General features: G+C 71.1%; 15 protein-coding genes and 1 pseudogene. 5 read left to right on the top strand and 11 right to left on the bottom strand.

All coding sequences use genetic code 11. The features are described from left to right. Positions 1-66: 66 nt before the first annotated feature. A complete protein-coding gene (locus WMF43_RS15010) occupies positions 67-1,005 on the top strand; it encodes a YkgJ family cysteine cluster protein (protein WP_437680910.1) in 939 nt (312 codons plus the stop codon). Positions 1,006-1,009: 4 nt separating this feature from the next. On the opposite strand, the gene WMF43_RS15015 is transcribed toward WMF43_RS15010, so the two are convergent. The 4 genes and pseudogenes from WMF43_RS15015 to WMF43_RS15030 all read right to left on the bottom strand — a co-directional run bounded on the left by WMF43_RS15015 (position 1,010) and on the right by WMF43_RS15030 (position 6,378). After that, positions 1,010-2,512 (bottom strand): DUF1552 domain-containing protein, encoded by a 1,503-nt coding sequence (locus WMF43_RS15015; RefSeq protein ID WP_437680912.1) that lies wholly within the window; start codon positions 2,510-2,512, stop codon positions 1,010-1,012. 4 nt (positions 2,513-2,516) lie between these two features. Beyond that, positions 2,517-4,181 carry a DUF1592 domain-containing protein gene (locus tag WMF43_RS15020; protein WP_437680913.1) on the bottom strand — a complete coding sequence of 555 codons (1,665 nt, stop codon included), beginning with the start codon at positions 4,179-4,181 and terminating at the stop codon, positions 2,517-2,519. 430 nt (positions 4,182-4,611) lie between these two features. Next, positions 4,612-4,755: pseudogene (locus WMF43_RS15025) on the bottom strand (PhzF family phenazine biosynthesis protein); the annotation flags it as partial. A 69-nt stretch (positions 4,756-4,824) separates the two neighbouring features. Beyond that, on the bottom strand, positions 4,825-6,378 hold the full coding sequence (locus tag WMF43_RS15030; protein WP_437680915.1) for a xylulokinase: 1,554 nt from the start codon (positions 6,376-6,378) through the stop codon (positions 4,825-4,827). A 98-nt stretch (positions 6,379-6,476) separates the two neighbouring features. Between WMF43_RS15030 and WMF43_RS15035 the strand changes: the two genes are divergently transcribed. After that, positions 6,477-7,511 (top strand): zinc-dependent alcohol dehydrogenase, encoded by a 1,035-nt coding sequence (locus WMF43_RS15035; RefSeq protein ID WP_437680917.1) that lies wholly within the window; start codon positions 6,477-6,479, stop codon positions 7,509-7,511. 60 nt (positions 7,512-7,571) lie between these two features. On the opposite strand, the gene WMF43_RS15040 is transcribed toward WMF43_RS15035, so the two are convergent. Next, positions 7,572-9,119, bottom strand: a complete 1,548-nt coding sequence (locus tag WMF43_RS15040; protein ID WP_437680919.1) for a glucose/sorbosone family PQQ-dependent dehydrogenase — start codon at positions 9,117-9,119, stop codon at positions 7,572-7,574. Between the two features lie 640 nt (positions 9,120-9,759). Continuing rightward, positions 9,760-10,143: a hypothetical protein gene (locus WMF43_RS15045; RefSeq protein WP_437680921.1), complete on the bottom strand. Its 384-nt coding sequence runs from the start codon at positions 10,141-10,143 to the stop codon at positions 9,760-9,762. Positions 10,144-10,339: 196 nt separating this feature from the next. On the opposite strand from WMF43_RS15045, the gene WMF43_RS15050 reads away from it, so the two are divergent. Further along, positions 10,340-11,542: a DTW domain-containing protein gene (locus WMF43_RS15050; RefSeq protein ID WP_437680923.1), complete on the top strand. Its 1,203-nt coding sequence runs from the start codon at positions 10,340-10,342 to the stop codon at positions 11,540-11,542. Between the two features lie 153 nt (positions 11,543-11,695). On the opposite strand, the gene WMF43_RS15055 is transcribed toward WMF43_RS15050, so the two are convergent. The 5 genes from WMF43_RS15055 to WMF43_RS15075 all read right to left on the bottom strand — a co-directional run bounded on the left by WMF43_RS15055 (position 11,696) and on the right by WMF43_RS15075 (position 16,443). Continuing rightward, positions 11,696-13,510 (bottom strand): hypothetical protein, encoded by a 1,815-nt coding sequence (locus WMF43_RS15055; protein ID WP_437680924.1) that lies wholly within the window; start codon positions 13,508-13,510, stop codon positions 11,696-11,698. 75 nt (positions 13,511-13,585) lie between these two features. After that, the gene (locus tag WMF43_RS15060) at positions 13,586-14,227 is read right to left on the bottom strand and encodes a DUF4382 domain-containing protein (RefSeq protein ID WP_437680926.1); all 642 of its coding nucleotides are present in this window, start codon (positions 14,225-14,227) and stop codon (positions 13,586-13,588) included. 267 nt (positions 14,228-14,494) lie between these two features. Beyond that, positions 14,495-15,259, bottom strand: a complete 765-nt coding sequence (locus tag WMF43_RS15065) for a hypothetical protein (RefSeq protein WP_437680928.1) — start codon at positions 15,257-15,259, stop codon at positions 14,495-14,497. Between the two features lie 95 nt (positions 15,260-15,354). Continuing rightward, positions 15,355-15,783, bottom strand: coding sequence for a hypothetical protein (locus WMF43_RS15070; RefSeq protein WP_437680930.1), 429 nt, complete (start codon positions 15,781-15,783; stop codon positions 15,355-15,357). A 354-nt stretch (positions 15,784-16,137) separates the two neighbouring features. Beyond that, entirely contained in the window at positions 16,138-16,443 is a 306-nt protein-coding gene (locus WMF43_RS15075; protein ID WP_437684289.1) for a hypothetical protein, read from the bottom strand. Here WMF43_RS15075 and WMF43_RS15080 point away from each other — a divergent pair. Continuing rightward, entirely contained in the window at positions 16,352-16,624 is a 273-nt protein-coding gene (locus WMF43_RS15080; protein ID WP_437684013.1) for an FHA domain-containing protein, read from the top strand. The genes WMF43_RS15075 and WMF43_RS15080 overlap by 92 nt on opposite strands. Beyond that, positions 16,624-16,749 carry a helix-turn-helix domain-containing protein gene (locus tag WMF43_RS15085; protein WP_437680932.1) on the top strand — a complete coding sequence of 42 codons (126 nt, stop codon included), beginning with the start codon at positions 16,624-16,626 and terminating at the stop codon, positions 16,747-16,749. Before WMF43_RS15080 ends, WMF43_RS15085 begins: the two co-directional genes overlap by 1 nt. Positions 16,750-16,920: the final 171 nt, after the last annotated feature.

Here is a 16,920-nt window from a genome sequence, read left to right on the forward strand (position 1 = left end):
CGATGGGCGTCAACGATCCCCACCCAGTTCGCTCTCGATGTTGGTATGCTCCAGGAAGTCGCGACCATGAGCCAGAGGAACAGCAAGGCGCGCCCAGCTCGCCCCGCGGCCGGAAAGAAGGGCCGACGAGACGCCCACAAGGACGCCGCGGGGCGCGTGCACCTCGCGGTGCATCGCGACCCCGCGAGCGGGAACGAGCGCGTGGCGCTCAGGAGTCCGGTGTTCCGGGAGGCGTGGCAGAACGACGTCGCGACGGCCGCGGCCAATACTGCCTATGCCGTCCTGCGCGGGGAGCCGAGCGTGGAGGGCGCGATCGAGCTGGCGCGGAACGCGATGGAGGCGACGTCGCGGCTCGCCGCGGGGCTCCTGGCGCGCGCGCCCGGCGGCTCGGTGGCGTGCAGGGCGGGATGTGACCATTGTTGCCATCAAGCGGTCGGGGTCACGCCGCCGGAGGCGCTCGCGATCGTCGACCACCTGAGGACAACCTTGTCGAACGCAGCGCTCGCGCATGTGGCTCGTCGCGTGGCCGAGCGTCACGAACGGACGCGAGGTTTGCCGTCGGCAGAGCGGTTTTCTCCGGACCACCCTTGCCCTTTCCTGGAGTCGGGGCGGTGCTCGATCTACGAGGTTCGACCGCTCGCCTGTCGAGGAATGAACTCGCTCGACGCGGCGGAGTGCGCGACCAGGCTGCGGGACCCCGAGGCGCGGGCGGCGTTCCTGGCGGGCGGCGCGGGGAGCCGCTCGTTCATGGAGCCCATCCGCGCTTTCCACGCCATCAGCGCCGGTCTGCAGCTCAGCCTCTCCGAGCTCTTCCGCCTCGACATGCGCCCCTTGGAGCTGACGGCGGCCGTACACCTGCTCCTGACCGGGCCGGGCTCGCTCGCCGACGCGTGGATGCGCGGGCAGCGGCCCTTCGAGCCGGCGCGCGGCGCCGACCAGGGAAAGGATCCCGGCCTGGGCGAGCCCAGCGGAGCGCTGGGCCTCGCGCCCGGCCGGGATCCGTGAGCGCTCAGGCTTTGAGCTCGGTGAACTCACCCGGCTTGGTGATGCCGGCGTCCGCGTTCCTGCTGTCGAACTGCCCCCACCTCTCGACAGGCCCGCCGCCTGGAGCCGTGCACCCGACGGCGTTCATCAGCGTCACGTAGAGCTTGTTGATGGGGACGTTGCCGGTGTTCGAGCCCGTGCCGAAGCCGACGCTGGTGTCGTTGCCCGTGCAGTCCGCCTCGCTGTTGCCGGTGCCGAGCCTCCCGCCCTCGAGATTCACGACCTGGCCCTGCTTGAGGTAACCCCCCGCGCTGCCCGCGATCACGATCGGCAGGTTGTTCGTGTTGTGGGCGTTGCCGTCGGCCAGCTCCGGGAGCCACATCGTGGCGGTGTTGTCGAGCAGCGTGCCGTCGCCCTCCACGATGCTGTCGAGCAGGGTGACGAGCCGCACATACTTGCGCGCGTACCAGGCGTCGATCTCCGCGATCATGTCGAGCACGCCGTTCTTGCAGGTCCCGCCCACCTCGAACGACCCGTTCCGGTGCGAGAGGCCGTGGTGGTCGGCGTCGTGCTCGATGCCGTCCCACCCGAAGGTCACGTAGCCGGGATATGCGAGGATGATCGACCGGTTGATGTCGCAGATCATGCTCAGCGCGATGAGGTTCATCATCATGTCCCCGCCGGCCGTGAACGAGGTCGCCTGGCCGCCGCCGAACCCGCCGCCCGAGCTGGCGGCGTCGACCGCGCTGGCCGTGACGCCGTTCGCGACCGCGGTCGCGTCGTTGCACGCCGCGGGCGTGAGCTTCTGCTCGGTGTCGCGGAGCAGATCGAGCCAGTCGCTGATCCGGCGCTGGTCGGCCTGGCTCATGTTGAGCGACTGGTAGCTCCGGAGATCTTCCCGGACGAGATCGATGGCGCTCTGCCCGCGGCGGACGCGGTAGTCGCCCTCGGTCATCGCCCCGCCCCCGAACAACCCGGTGAGCTGGTTGTAAACCGTCTTCGGGTTGACCACGGCCGGGAAGGCGGTGTTCGGCGCCGAGAAGGACAGCACCTCCTTGATGCTGGTGCTCGCCCGGCCTACCGAGAGCACCAGCGGGCTCGCCCCGCCGGGGTTGATCTGCTTCGCGATCTCGTGGTCGAGCGAGTGGGACGTCGCGTACCGCGTCGTGTCGTCGTTGATGAGCGCGCAGGTGAGCTTCGAGCCCATGGCCTGATCGTGCGGGTCGATGGTCTGGATCTCCGCGTAGGAGTTGAACATCTTCAGGCCGCGCGGGAACAGCAGCTTCGACACGAACGGGGTCAGCCCCGCGAGCGTGGTGCCCGCGAGGTGCTCGGCCGCGAGGGGGCCGTTCTCGATGGTCGGGAACCAGCGGTTCGTGAGGCACCCGTTGTGCGTGTAGAAGATCACGAGGCGCCTGGGCGCCGGCGGCGCGGACTGCGCCTTCACCTCCCGCTCGTGCACCGAGCTCAGGAACGGAGCCGCGAGCGCGGCGCCTGCGACACCCTTCAGAAAGACTCTGCGCTTCATTGGCTTACTCCAGTTCGACGGCTCGGGTTCGGAACGACGGAGACTGCGTGAGGTCCGTGACGAGATCGAGCACCGTGTATCCTCCGGCGGTGATCCTCTCGGCCAGGTCGTTCACGGTGCACGAGTCCAGCGGGTGACCGTCGCGCTCGTAGGCATACGAGACCCACTTCTGCGCGTAACGGCGCTGCGCGTTCGGGGAGGCCGCGAGCCTCGCCATCAGGTCGGCCGGGCTCGCGACCTTCACGGGCTCCCCGTCGATGCGCACGTCCGCGACCGTGTCGATCGGCGCGCCGGTGGACGCTTCGTGCGTCTGCCACCGCCCCACGGCGTCGTACGCCTCCATCACGAAGCCCGGCGGGTTGATGTAGGTGTGATGGCACCCGGCGCAGCTGGCGCCCGCCGTCTGCGCGTCCACGCGCTTGCGGTTCGTGTCGAGATCTGCGCCTTCCGGCAGCGGTGTCTCGAGCGCGCCGGGAGGTGGGGTGCCCGGGTCGATGCCGAGCACGTCCTTGGTGATGAACACCCCGCGGAGGATCGGCGAGGTGCGGTTGTACGACGAGTACGCGTTGAGGAAGCCCACCCGCGTGAGGAACCCCGGCCGCTGCGTCGCGTCGAGCTTGACCTCCTGGAGATCGGACCCGAACTCCGCGGGGTTGAGCCCGTAGAGCGGCGCCGTCGCGGCGTTCACGAAGGCGATCGGGCTGAGGAAGAGCTCCTGGAATGTTCCGCCGCGCGCAAAGACCACGTGATCGAAGAACCGCTCGGTCTCTTCCGCCATGATCGGGATGAGCGAGCGATCGAACACGGGGAAGAGCGCCGTGTCCCTCTGCGCCGAGTCCCAGCGCGTGTCCGCCCCCAGCTCCAGGTAGTATCGATGGAAGGCAGCCACCATCTGCCGGGCCCTGGGGTCGTCCAGCATCCGCTGGGCCTGCGCGAGGATCTGCTCCGGGGTCGACAGCTGCCCCTGATCGGCGGCCTGGTCCAGGGCCTCGTCCGGGATCGTCCCCCAGAGCATGTACGAGAGGCGAGACGCGACCTCGTGGCTCGAGAGGACGAAACGCCCGGCGCCGTCCGATGTCTCCGTGATCTCCGCGCGCTGGATGAACGAGGGGGAGATCAGGAACATGTACAGCAGCGCCTCCGCGACCTCCTCCGGAGCTCCGCTCGGGGTGATCTGGGGGCCCTTCGCCACGATCGCGTCGAACCTCGCCACCTCCGCTTGCGTCAGCGGCCGTCGGAACGCGCGCCGCCCGAACTCGAGGATCGTGTCGTGCAAACACGCGGCGCCGTCACCGCTGGGCGTGCACTTCAGGAATTTCCTCTTGAGCGCGGGGTCGGCCATCACCTGCGCGGCGATCATCTCGGCCACGGACCTGTAGGCGCTCCAGCCCAGATCCGTGAGGCTGCCTGCCTGGTCGGTCGCCAGCAGCGTCGAAGGCGCCACGTTGCCAGAGGCGGTCAGCGCCGTGACGCCCAGGAGATCGCGGATCGTCCTGTCGTACTGCGCGTTCGTCAGGCGCCGGATCTGAGAGGTCGACGCAAGCCCAGACGTGCACTCCGTGCCTCCGCCTGGAGCGCCGGGAGAGCCGCCCGGCGTGTCGCCCGTACCGCCGGTGGGACCGTCTCCGCCCGGCCCCCTGTCGGCCGGATCGTCTCCCATGGAACCCATACAGCCAGCCGCGAACATCGCGGCGACAATGATGCCGCTCCTCCAGGTGTACATCGCGCTCACCTCGGGTGTTTATGTCCAGCTCAAAGAACCCAGACGGAAGCAGCGAGGGCGGTATTTGCGGCCATCACGCGAAGGCCGAACGACGCCATGCTCCTCGCGTCAAGGTTATCTCATGCCTGCGCGATGAATGGCAATCCCGTGTCGGGGGCTGTTCTCCTCTTTCCTGCGTTCAGCACTCGAATTTTCCATCGAGGCATCCGGGGACGTTTACGCGTTCAGCCTCGGAAGACATCCGGGGACATTCCGACGTTCAGCCTCGAAGGCAGCCGGGGACATTTCGACGTTCAGACTCATGAGTGGACCCCCCTCTGCGACCGCGCAGCGCCGCCCCGCGCGCGCTGTTGTAGACGACGCAATCGCAGCTCGACGTCTCGGACAGGTTCATCTCGCGCGCCAGCGCCTGCATCGCCGCGGAGCCCAGCCAGGCAGCCTCGGTGAACACCGCGAGCGGATTGCCAGCGAAGGGCCGGTCCGTGAACACATCACAGAGCCGGTAGCGCAGCGTGCGCATGCTCAGGAGGGTTGTTGTCGTGGGGCCGCGGAGTGAATGCGGCGCCTTCAATGCGTGAATCAGGCCGCGCTACGCCTTGGCGAAGGCCGACAGGCGGCGCAGCAGCCCGGAGAGCTGGGGATACATGTCCCGGTAGATCCCGAGGAGCGCCGCGTAGCGCCGCCGGCGCTCGGGATCCGGCTGGAAGGTCGCGGTGGCAGCCCCGCGCATCGCCTTCGCGGCCGCCTCGATGCTCCCGGCCAGCCCGGCGCCCGCGGCCGCGCACATGGCGGCGCCCAGGCAGGCCGCCTCGACCGTCTCCGACCGCTTCAGGGCGACGCCCGTCGCGTCGGCCATGACGGCGCACCAGAGGTCGCTCTCGGCGACGCCCCCGACCGCGGCGAGCTCCGCGACCTCGACCCCCGCCGCGCCGCGCATCAGATCCAGCACCAAGGCCTGCTCCAGCGCCACGCCCTCGATCAGGGCGCGGTAGACGTGCCCGCGCCCGTGCGCGTCGGACAGGCCCAGGATCGCGCCGCGGGCGTCGGGGTCCCAATAAGGGTTCATGGCGCCCTCCCAGTAGGGCAAGAGCAGCAGGCCTTCGCTGCCGGGCGGCAACGACGCCGCCTCCGCCTCGATGGCGGCCATCGCGGCCCGATCGCGCGGGTCGACGCCGAGCTGGCGGCGCAGGTACCAGTCCGAGAGCAGGGCCCCGCTGCGCAGGCTGCTCTCCAGCACGTAGCCGCGGCCGGAGGCGCTGATCATCGTGCGCCACGCCGGGTCCTGCCGCGGCTCCGGGCTGAAGACGCCGAAGACCACGGCCGTGCCGAGGTTCAGGTAAGCGCGCCGCGGGTCCAGGGCGTCGACGCCGAGCCCGGCCACCTGGCCGTCGCCGCCGCCGGCGAGCACCGGCGTGCCCGCGCAGAGCCCGGTGGCCGCCGCCGCGGCCGCCGACACCACGCCGAGCGGCGCGCCGGGGGGAAGCGCCTCCGGCAGCCGGTCGGGCGTGACGCCGACGGCCCCGCAGAGCTCCTCCGACCAGCGGTGCGCGACGATGTCGAAGAGCGCGAGCGGGTCGGCGCTCGCCCAGCTGGTGCGGGCGCGCCCGGTCAGGGCCAACACGAGGTAGGCCTGCACGTCGCAGAAGAGCGCGGTGCGGCGGTGCGTCTCCGGCTCCTCCTCGGCAAGCCAGGCGATCTTGGGCAGCGCCGGGCCAAAATCCGCGGCCTTCCCGGACAGCGCCCTCAGCCGGCCCTCCCCGATGCGGCGCACCAGGGCGCCGAGCTGCCCCCGCGCGCGCCCGTCCAGCCAGAGCATGGCGGGGCGGAGCGGCGCGCCGTCCGCGTCGAGGCAGGCGAACGTCTCGCGCTGGTGTGCGATCGCGAGGCCCGCGATGCGGCCCGGGTCCACCGCGGCGGTGACGTCCGCGACCGCCCGGCACAGGGCGCCCCACCAGTCCCGGGGATCCTGCTCGAACCGGTCGGGCGCCGGCCGCGCCAGCGAGAGCGGCGCCCGGCCGGCGGCGTGCAGGCGCCCCCGCGCGTCGAAGGCGACCGCCTTGGCGGCGGTGGTGCTCAGGTCGATGCCGAGGACGAGATCGGCCCGCATGGCGCCCGTCAGCGACCCGGAAGGTGTGATTGACAAGCGATCACCGGCGCAGCTTACATGCGGCGTCGCGCCGGCACAATCTTCGGTCCGGCGCGACGGACAGCGGCGGGGCGGCGAGAAGAGGAGCATCCAAGGTGCGCGCAACGTTCATTCACGGCATCCGCGACGTCCGGCTCGGCGAGATCGAACCTCCCGCGCCGCGCGACGGCATGGTGACGATCAAGGTCGCAGGCTGCGGGATCTGCGGCAGCGACCTGCATTATTATCTCGAGGGCGGGATCGGCGCGGCGCAGGTCCGGGACCCCTTCGTGCCGGGGCACGAGTTCGCCGGCTGGGTCGCCCAGGACTACCCGGCGCTGGGCCTGTCCAGGGGGCAGCTGGTCGCCGTCGACCCCGCGCACGCCTGCGGCGGCTGCGAGTGGTGCCAGCGCGGCCACATGAACCTGTGCCCCTTCGTGGAGTTTCTCGGCGCGCCGCCGCTCCATGGCGCCATGGCGGAGCGGCTGTCGGTGCACCCCGAGCAGGTCGTGCCGCTCCCCCCCGGCTTCTCGGTGCGCCGGGCCGTGATGCTGGAGCCGCTGGGCGTCGCGGTCCACGCCATCGACCTGGCGCGGCCGCGCCTGCAGGAGACGGTGGTGGTGCTGGGCTGCGGCCCGATCGGCCTGTGCCTGGTGCAACTCGCGCGCCTCTCGGGGGCCGACCGCGTCTTCGCGGTCGACCCCGTCGCGTACCGGGCGGAGGCGGCGCGCCGGCTGGGCGCACACGACGTGGCGCCGACGTTCGCGGCCGTCATGGGGTGGACCGGCGGCCGGGGCGTCGACCTCGTGCTCGAGGCGACGAACTCGCCCGACGGCTTCCACCACGCGGCCGAGGCCGCGCGCATCGGCGGGCGCATCCTGCTCGCGGGCATCCCCGAGGGCGACCGCTACGCGCTGCCGGCGGCGCTGTGCCGGCGCAAGGGGCTGAAGGTGAAGTTCTCCCGGCGCATGGGGCACGTGTACCCGCGGGCGATCCGGCTGGTCGCCGAGGGGGCGGTGGACGTCGACTCCATCGTCACCCACCGCTTCGACCTGTCGGACGCCGCGAAGGGCTTCAGCCTGCAGGCGGACTGCCAGGATGGCGCGCTGAAGTCGATCATCGTTCCGGAGGACGGCGACACGCCGTTCTGATCCGGGCCGCCCCGGGGCGCAGCGCCCCGGGGCGACAGGCCCGGATCATCGGGCGCTGGCTCAGGGCGTTCCGGTGTACGTGAACTCGAGGATCGCTCCCGGGTTCTCCAGGGCCGTCGTGGCCCCGCCGGTCGGTCCGCTCGTGTTCCCCGCGGTGTCGGTGATCACATAGAGTGTCTTGCGGTCCGGGCTCATCGCGAGGTCGCGGTACCGGTTCGTGCTCTTGAAGAGGACGGCGGGCTCACCGACCACGGACTTCCCGTTCGGGCTCAGCTTCACCCGGTACAGCGCGCCCTTCTTGAGGGTGGTCATCAGGAGAGAGTTCCCCCACCCGGGGATGCCGTTCCCGGCGCGGTAGTAGTGGAGCGAGGAGGGCGCGATCGTCGGCCAGCAGATGTACTGGAGGAACCCGCACGCCGGATCGAAGTACTCGTAGTCGTTCGGGACCGTGAAGAACGTGATGAGCGGCTCCTTGAAGGGGAGGGTGAAGGCGCTCTCCAGCTGGCGCGGGACCGAGGGAGGGGGCGAGTAGTCGTCCCACACGAGCGACTCGCAGGACTCCGGGCTCGAGGCCGACCAGTTGTCGTACGTGTAGGCCTGGTCGTCCTGGTAGCCTGCCACGTGGGGCCAGCCGTAGTTCTTGCCGGGCTTGATCAGGTTCAGCTCGTCGTCGCTCTTCGGCCCGTGCTCGTTCGCATAGAGCTTGCCACCCCGGCCGAACGTGAGCCCCTGCGGGTTGCGATGGCCGTACGAATAAATGTGGCTGCGGACGCCGTCGATCCGCGGGTTGTCGTACGGGATCGAGCCGTCGAGGTTCAAGCGCAGGATCTTGCCCTGGTACGTCTGCCAGTCCTGCGCCGCGACCTGGGCCGCCGTGGGCAGGTCCTGCGCGCGGATGGGCAGGCACTTCCTGCCGAACTGGTTGTTCCCCTGGTCCCCGATCGTGTAATAAAGCTTGCGATCAGGGCCGAACAGGAGCCGCGCGGAGTTGTGATCGTCGCTCCCCGGCAGGCCGGTGATGATGTCGACAGGGCTGCCCAGGCTCTGGGTCGCCGCGCTGTACGTATAGCGGCGGATCTTCGTCCTGCGGTCCACGGCCGCGCTGGGATCGACGTCGTAGGTGAAGGAGACGTACACGTAGTCTCTGCCCTTGCCCTCGAGCAGATCCGGGTGCAGCGCCAGGCCCAGCACCCCGTCCTGTCCGCCGGACTGGAACGCATCCGCGATGGCGACCGCGGGCGTCAGCGCGCCGCTCGTCGGGTTCACGCGAACGATCCGCTTCGCCGTGCGCTCGGTCAGCCACAGGTGGCCGTCCGGCCCCCAGATGATCCGCATCGGATACGACAGGTCTCGCAGGATCTCGCGCGAGGTAAAGGCCTCCTCGCCGGCCGGGCTCGCGGGCCCCTCGTCGTCGAGCTCTCCGGTGTCGAGGTCTTCCGCGTCTTCCGCGTCTTCCGCGTCTTCCGCGTCGAGCGCCTCGCCGTGGGCGTCGACCGGCTCGACCAGGGGATCGACGGGGGCGCACCCGGCGAAACACCACGAAGCCGCGGTGAGCAGACCAACCTGAGCCAGGAAAACAGCTGGGTCGCGTGAGATGAAGAGAGACATAGGACTACCTCACTGTTTCTTTCAAATGACGGCCGTGGACGAGCCCCACCGATCCAGGGCACGGCGGGCGTGCTGGAAGAGCTCTCAGACTAAAACCGAGGATCACATGGCATCCCGGTAAGTTGTGTCCTGGTTAGGCCAAGGTCTTAACTATAACAAACACGGAGGGGGGCCGTACTGTCAAGTTGAATCGGTGTTGGAGCACGGATGACACGGCGCGAGCGAGGCGCTCATTTCATGGCACATCGTGGCACGGACATTGCGGCGGTTACGGGCGCCTGTGGAGCGTCGTTGGTCGGGTGCGTCGGTGCGTCGAGTGCGTGAGGTGCGTCAGGTGCTCCGCGCCAGGGCGCGAGCGGGCCGGCGTCGCCCGGCGCGTGGGTGAACGTGTGCGCTTTGGGGGAGCCCGGCCAGGCGACGCAGCCACTCCCGAAAGCTGTCGCCGGCCCGCGGGGGCGCGCTATGGCGGCGCAGCAGCTCGTCAGAGAGCCTAGAGCGACAAACGGGTTGAACCAGCCTGAAACGAGCAGAATTCGAAGCGCCAAGGACGCCAAGGACGCCAAGGACGCCAAGAAGAAGAGAATATCTTGGCGTCCTTGGCGCCTTGGCGTCCTTGGCGCTTGAGCTCGCGATCGGTGCCCTAGGAGGCGACCGAGCCGCGGCGCGCCCCTGGGTTGCCCCGCCACAGGGAGGTGGCCTCGGTCTCGAGGCCTTGCAGGTTCCGCTCCTGATCGCGGAGGTCAGCGCGCATCGCGGCGACGTTCCTGGGAAGCTGATCCAGCGGCGCCGGCACCTGATCGGCGGGGCCGAGCCGGCGGAGCCGCTCCTCGGACTCGTCGAGGTAGGCGCCGGCGCGCCGGTGCGCCGCGCGGGCCGCGGCCAGGAACTGGAAGCGCCAGGTGGACGAGGAGGCGGTCCGGGCGCTGGCGAGCCACGTCTTCATCGCGGCGAGCTGGCTCGATCCGCCGCGGATCGCCGCGAAGATGGCGTCCAGGTAGTCGGTACCCGGCATGTCGAAGCTCACCGCCGAGCTCCCCGCACGCGAACGCCGCTGTTCGGTATCCTGGCTCTCATCCGGGGGCTCCGCCCATGGTCAGGGGGCGCTCGCTCCGGCCCGGGGGGCGGGAGGAGTCGAGCGCTGGACGAGCCTAGCATGGCGTGTGGCCCCTGCGCCGCGGGGGCGGCGTGGATCCCGCGGCCAGCGCGGCTAAGGTGCCCCCATGCGCGACGTCTGCTGGCGCTGCCGGCGCCCCCGCCCGGTCTGCTACTGCGCGCTCCTGCCCTCGCTCCCGACGAGGACGCGGGTCGTGCTCCTCCAGCACCCGCGCGAGCGCCGGGTGGGCATCGGCACCGCGCGCATGACGCACCTCGCGCTGCCGAACTCCGAGCTGCACGAGGGGGTGGTGTTCGAGGACGACGCGCGCATCGCCGCGCTCGCCGGCGATCCGACGACGGCGGTGCTCTTCCCCGGCGGAGACGCGCCCCCGGCGGGCCGCGCGCCGGCGCCGCCGGTGCGGTCGCTCATCGTCATCGACGGCACGTGGTGGCAGGCGAAGAAGATGCTCGCGCGGAACCCGCGCCTGGCCTCGGCGCGCCGCATGGGCGTGATCCCGCGGGCGCCGGGCAACTACCGCATCCGCAAGGAGCCCCGGCCCGAGTGCCTCGCCACGGTCGAGGCCGTGGCGAGCGCGCTGGCCGCGCTGGAGGACGAGCCCGCGCGCTTCGAGCAGATGCTGCGGGCCTTCGTGTTCATGGTCGACCGGCAGATCGACTACCAGGCGAAGAACGACGCCCCCCGGCGGCGGCGCGCGAAGGCGACCTCGCCGCTGTCGCCGCTGCGCCCGTATCTCGACGGCCCGGCCGAGGTGGTGCTGGTCGAGGGCGCGGCCAACCTCGGGCCGCCGGCGGCCGGCGGCGCGGCGCGGCCCGAGCTCGTGCACCTCGTGGCCAGCCGCGCGTCGGGGGAGCGCTTCGAGGCGTTCCTCCGCCCGCGCCGGCCGCTGGGGCAGGGGGTTTGCCACCAGATCGAGGTGCCCGCGCCGCGTTTGATGGAGGAGGGCGAGGACGCGGGCGCGGCGCTCTCGCGCTTCCGCGCGTTCGTCGGCGAGGGGAGCGCGCTCGGCGTGTGGGGCTCGTTCGTGGTCGAGCTGCTCGATCAAGAGGGCTTTTTTCAGGGGGGCTCCGCGCGTGTGCCCCTCCTCGACCTGCGCACGCTGGCGGCGCGGCACCTCGGGCGGCGGCCCGGCGGCATCGACAACGGGGCGCGGGCGCTCGGGGCGCCCGGGGGCGACGCGCCGCCGGCGCGGGGGAGCGGGCGGGCCGGGCGCACGGTGGGGTGGCTGGAGGTCGTCCTCGCGCGGCTTATCGCGCTCGCGCGGGAAGAGGTGGTATCAGCCGGCCACGAGGGGGCGGGAGGAGGCTGAAGGGGGAAGAGGCGGTATCGGCCGGCCACGAGGGGGCGGGAGGTGGGCTGAAGGGGAGCTCGCTGTGCGCGGCCCGACGGTCTCGCCTTGGACGTGTCCGACGTACGGACAGAGCCTCACGCCCCGCGGGCCCGGTCGATGAGGACGTGGTCGCTACTGGCCTGCGACGTAGAACACGCCCCGCAGATCCTCGGTCGCCGAGATGGGTCCGGGGTTGCCACCCGGGGAGCGCCAGGAGGTGACGCGGAACTGATAGTACATCCCAGGATCGAGGGGACCGCCGTACTCGACCGAGACCTCCTCGACGCCGCTCGCGCCCGGGATGCTCGGGCCGTCGCACTGCTCGTCGTCCGCCAGACACCACACGAGGTCGCCGTAGGCGTTGTAGACGACGACCGTATAGAAGTCCTCGCTGGAGTCGTCACCCCACCGGAGCGTGGGCGCGCTCGTCACCGGCTCGGGATCGGTCGCGCCTGGGCCGATCACCGGGAGCGCCTCGGTGATCTTGAATGCGTCCGGCAGCGATGTCTCCTTGCCGGGGCTGGGCATCTCCACGGTGACGAGCTGCGTGCCGGCGATGTTCGGATCGGGATCGCGGACGAGATCGTCGTCCTCGAACGCCGCCAGCACCACGTAGTTCCCTGCGGGGACGCCCGTGATGCTGAACTCGCCGCTCACGCTGGGCGGCCCGCTGAGCGGCGTGCGCAGCCCTCGCGGCACCTCGCCGCGCACGAAGGTGTCGTTGAAGGTGGACGCCACCACGAGCACGACGCTGGTGGTCGCGCCGCCTTGCGCGTTGACGATGTTGATCATGCCCGACACGGCGCCCAGCGCGGCCTCCGAGCGCGCCAGATCCACGCCCGAGAGCGCCGCGCCGCTCACCTCCGCGCTCGCCGGATCGAGCGAGAGCCCTGCCGCATAGCCGCTCACCGTGTAGCTGCCGGCGGGCACGTTGAAGATGGTGTAGGCTCCGCCGCGATCGGTCACCGCGCTGAACCCGGCGCCGCCGTCGTCCTCGGCGACGACGAGCACGCCGCCGGACGACCCGCTCGCGAGCACGGTGCCCGAGATGCTCGGCAGTCCTCGCTGCTCCTCGGGCAACGCGATCAGCGCGATGTCCGTCAGCGTGGTCTCGATGCTCCACCCCTCATCGCCGGAGGTCGCCTCGCTCGACGCGATCGGGAGCGCGGTGCGGAGCCCACCGGGGAAGGGCTGGTAATCCTGCGCGCTCGCCCGCAAGGTGAAGACGAGGTCCTCGATCGGCGCTCCGTCCTCCGCGCGGGGCACCGGCACCTCGAGCACGTAGCTCCCCGCGGCGTCGGTGATCGTCACGTCGGTGAGGGCTGACGCTTGATCGTCGAGCGCGAGCACGCGCGCGCCCTCGACGCCCGCGGTGGTCCCGGAGTCGAAGACCTTCCCCTTCGCCAGCACGGGCGGGTAACACGCATGGCCGCCCGCGACCAGCTCGGCGCAGGTGAGCCCGCCGGCGCACAGCGGCTGCTCCGGATCACACGCGCCGCCTTCGGCGATGCCGCAGAGCCCCGCGCCGTCCCGCGTCTTGCCGCAGACCGCGTCGTCGAGGCAATGGTCCGGGCCCGCCGGATCACACGCGCCGCCGGGCGGGATCTGGCAGGTGCCGTCGGCGCCGCACACCGCGTCGGTCGCACAGAAGTCCTTCGCGTCCCCGGCGCACGAGCCGCCGGGCGGAACTCGGCAGGCGCCGTCCTCGCCGCAGACGGCATCGTCGAGGCAGTAGTCGGTGCCGGCCGCATCGCAGGCGGCGCCGGGCGGCGCGTAACAGATGTGGTCTTCGCCCCCCGGCGCACACACGAGGCCGCTCGGGCAGCCGTCGTCCGGATCACACGCATCGCCGACCTTCTCCGGGTCAGGCCCGCAGCCAGACGCCCCCAGCGGGAGGGCAACGGCGACGAGCTGCGCAGCCAGCCGGGCGAACTTGGCAATCTTCATCGATGTGTACTCCATTCCGTGAAGAGATCGGTGGTCTGGTCTGAACACGACGCGCGGCGCGGCCGCCAGCGCGGCTCAGCGCTCCTCGGCCGCGATGATCTTGATCACGGGATCGAGGCGATAGCCGCTCTCCTCCTCGGTCAACGACCCCGCCTGATCGAAATCGAGCGTGAGGTGCAGCGTGTCGCCGGGGCTCACCTCGACTGCGCCCCGGGTGACGATCTTGAGCCCCGACTCCGAGCAGGAGGGGCAGGCGACCGGGCTCGTGACGTCGCCGTCGACGAGCTCGACGTCGGCGAGCACGAGCCGCACCTGCGTGATCTTGCCGGCGGGGATCTCGCCGGAGCCGAGGAGCTGCTCGGTCGCCGCAGCGTCGAAGAGATCCACCTTGGTCGCGCCGCTGAAGACCGTGACCCAGCCCTGCTCGTCCGCGAGCGTTTCCTCGGCAGGCTCGCCGTCGTCCGCCGGCGATCCCTCGTCGGCGTCGTCTTCGGCTTCCGCTCCGTCCCCCGCGACGTGGACGTTCACCTCGGTGACCGTGACCGAGAGGCGCCGCTGTGCGGCCGTGTCCGTGGTCCCCTCGGGCTCGGACGGGGCGGCGACCTCGAGGGGCTGCGCAGTGACGCCCACTTCGACGGTCGCATCGCCGCCGCCGCACCCCGTGATGGCGAGCGCGAAGAAGCCGAAGAGGACCACGTGCGATGAGAGAGCTCGCATACCAATCTCCTTGAGTAAGGGCGAAGACCGTGATTGTCGGCATCGCCTCTTCAGAGCAGCCGTTCCCCGAGCGGCCGCGGTTGCCCCCTACAGTGCTCGGGCGATTCCCCGACGGCTCAAGTTTCTTCAGGACCTCAGCCGCTCGCTCCCACGGCCCTGCCCGCCCGGTTTATTCCACTCTCGGCGGTGATGGGCAGCACGGTGCTCCACTGTGCTCAAGGCAAGGTAGGCGGTCTCCACCGTGGGGCCCCAGCCCCCGTGGGCTGCTCAAGGATCGAGATCGATGATCTCTGGACCGAGCGGGGTGCCCTGGCACGTGTTGTAGCCCTTGCGCAGGTCTCTCAGGCACTCGAGCCCTGGCTCACACTCGACGTCGCTCCTGCAAGGACCTTCGCCCGGGCCACACGAGTGCAAGACGACGCAGCGCAGGTCGAAGTCGGGGTCCGGCTGGCAGACGCCGTGGCCGTGCGCGGCGGAGAACGTGCAGATGCCGCCGCGGCACTCGAAGTCGTTGTCGCACGGGCCCCCGCCCACGCCGCAAGGGTTCGTGCTCGTGCAGATGTCCGAGGGGCGCATGCAGACGCTGACGGACTGAGGGAATCCGAACAGCGGCCCCGCGTTGCGCGCGCACGAGAGGCCGGCGCTGCACTCGCTCGTGGAGTCGCAGTGGCCCTCGCCGCGGTTGCAGAGGAAGTCGGTCGAGCAGAAGCTCGCGTGGCCCGGCGGGGGCAGGCAGACGTCCATCGCCGGGCTGAAGCCGAGGCGCGCACCCACGTCGGCCGTACAGAGCAGGCCGGACGCGCACTGCGCATTGCCATCGCAGTCGCCCACGCGGGCAGGGCACGAGCCCCCGTCGCAACGCTCCGCGCGGCCATCGCGAGGAGCACCGATGGTGTCCAGGATCCAGGTCGCGCCGTGGGACACGCGGGCGAACACGGTGATGCCCCCGCACCCGGTCTGCCCCCAGCTCGTCACGCCGGCGAGCGCCGCCGGCTTGTTTCCGAGCGGGAGCCGCAGGCTCGCGACGTTCACCCGGCGTCAGGGAGCGAGACCGCTCGTGGTCGACTCATGGGCTCGGGAAGGGGAACGGACGAGGAAGACCAGCTTGCGGCTCCCCGCCGGCGCCGTCACGGATCCGGCCACTCGAGCCGCATCTCTCCCCGGTAGGGCGTCGCCTTCCAGTGCCCGAGCAGGCGGCGCATGTGCTCCTGCACGCGCTCGACGAGCTCCACCGTCAACCAGCCGGGGGGCGTCCAGCCCGTCGCGGGCGCGTAACTCACGAGCTGCGCGACGAGCTTCTCCGCCGTCATTCCCTTCACGGCGCCGGTCAGCACCGAGACGACCCGCTCGACGAGCGCGGCCTCCTCGCTCTCGGCCGCCATCATGGCCTCGCCGGTGCGGTCGTTCAGCTCCGCGAGCGTCTTGCCCTTCGCCAGGTTCCCCCAGAACCCGCCGTGGAGCCCCGCCTCGGACTCGACGGCGAAGTGCAGGAGATCGTGGACGAGGAAGCTCCGCGTCTCGCACTCCACGCGGTCGCGCTGCCCGTTGTTTCGCACGATTTCGAGCTCATGCCGAGCATCAGAGATCTTCCGGAGCACGATCTGCATGCGCCATGGATACCACGCTGGGAGACGGGGACCCCTCGCCGGCAAGCCTTCGTCGGCCACCGGCGCGCGGACCCCGCGGGGCGCACGCCGCGCCGCACGTGCCGCTCTTGCCGGCCCCATCGGAGCGCTCCGCGAGCGGGCGCGCGCGGAGCGGTGCCGATCTCGACAGTGGAGCGGAGCAGGGTTGAGGCGACGTGGGCCTCGGGCGCGGGTGAGCGCCTGTAGGAAGGCGGGGCGCGGCGGGAGGGCCGGCTCCCCCTTGGAGCGCACGGTGAAGCCTGGTATCCAGTGCGCGGCGGTCCCTCACATGCTTCCAGGTCGAGCGTCGTCCAGCGTCGAGGCCAGGACCGTGACCGGCTCGGGCCTCGTGGACTCGGCCTGGCACAAGCGCACGCAGCTCCACGTGGCCCTCGTCGCCAGCCACCGCGAGAAGGCCGTGGTGTTCGTCCTTTCGCCGGACACGCCGATCGTCGTGGGCCGCGCGCCCCCCGCGGACCGCTGCATCGAGGACCCGACGATGTCGCGCGAGCACGCCCGCTTCACCCTCTCCGAGGGGCAGGTCTGGGTCGAGGACCTCGGCTCGAAGAACGGCACGATCGTCGGCGGCATCGCGTCGCGCGCGCCTCGCTCCAGATGGGCGACGAGGTGGTGCTGGGGAGCGTCGTGGTCCGGGTGCAGGTGCTCGGGGCGCAGGGGCAATCGCTCGGGCTCGTGGGAGAGGAGGCGTTCCGGCGCCAGGTGGCCGAGGAGCTCGCGCGCGCCCGGCAGTTCCGCCGTCGGTTCGCCCTGATGCTGGTGGACACACTCGAGGCGGCGGGCTGGAACCGGACCGAGGCGGCGAAGAAGCTGGGCATTCCGGTGCGGACGCTGTCGTACCGGATGCAGGTGCTGGGAGTGAAGAAGCCGGAGCCTTAGCCGGCGCCTGCGAGCAAGGCGGACGAGGAGGCGACCGGCCGAAGCTCCGGGATCGCCGGCAAGCGCTTGCCCGCCCTCGATGGCTCCGCGCCGGCAATCCTTTGCCCATCGGCAAGATCTTGCCGTGACCGCGACCGCTGATCTGGCTGCGTAGCCCGAAGCTGCGTGAGC

Source organism: Sorangium sp. So ce131 (assembly GCF_051519095.1).
Taxonomy (GTDB): Bacteria; Myxococcota_A; Polyangia; order Polyangiales; family Polyangiaceae; genus Sorangium.

Bases quoted from the DNA above. Each gene is read 5' to 3' on its own strand.
- WMF43_RS15010 (WP_437680910.1), top strand. From the start codon at position 67: ATGAGCCAGAGGAACAGCAAGGCGCGCCCAGCTCGCCCCGCGGCCGGA.
- WMF43_RS15015 (WP_437680912.1), bottom strand. From the start codon at position 2,512: ATGAAGCGCAGAGTCTTTCTGAAGGGTGTCGCAGGCGCCGCGCTCGCG.
- WMF43_RS15020 (WP_437680913.1), bottom strand. From the start codon at position 4,181: ATGGGTTCCATGGGAGACGATCCGGCCGACAGGGGGCCGGGCGGAGAC.
- WMF43_RS15040 (WP_437680919.1), bottom strand. From the start codon at position 9,119: ATGTCTCTCTTCATCTCACGCGACCCAGCTGTTTTCCTGGCTCAGGTT.
- WMF43_RS15050 (WP_437680923.1), top strand. From the start codon at position 10,340: ATGCGCGACGTCTGCTGGCGCTGCCGGCGCCCCCGCCCGGTCTGCTAC.
- WMF43_RS15055 (WP_437680924.1), bottom strand. From the start codon at position 13,510: ATGAAGATTGCCAAGTTCGCCCGGCTGGCTGCGCAGCTCGTCGCCGTT.
- WMF43_RS15060 (WP_437680926.1), bottom strand. From the start codon at position 14,227: ATGCGAGCTCTCTCATCGCACGTGGTCCTCTTCGGCTTCTTCGCGCTC.
- WMF43_RS15080 (WP_437684013.1), top strand. From the start codon at position 16,352: ATGTCGCGCGAGCACGCCCGCTTCACCCTCTCCGAGGGGCAGGTCTGG.
- WMF43_RS15075 (WP_437684289.1), bottom strand. From the start codon at position 16,443: ATGCCGCCGACGATCGTGCCGTTCTTCGAGCCGAGGTCCTCGACCCAG.
- WMF43_RS15085 (WP_437680932.1), top strand. From the start codon at position 16,624: ATGCTGGTGGACACACTCGAGGCGGCGGGCTGGAACCGGACCGAGGCG.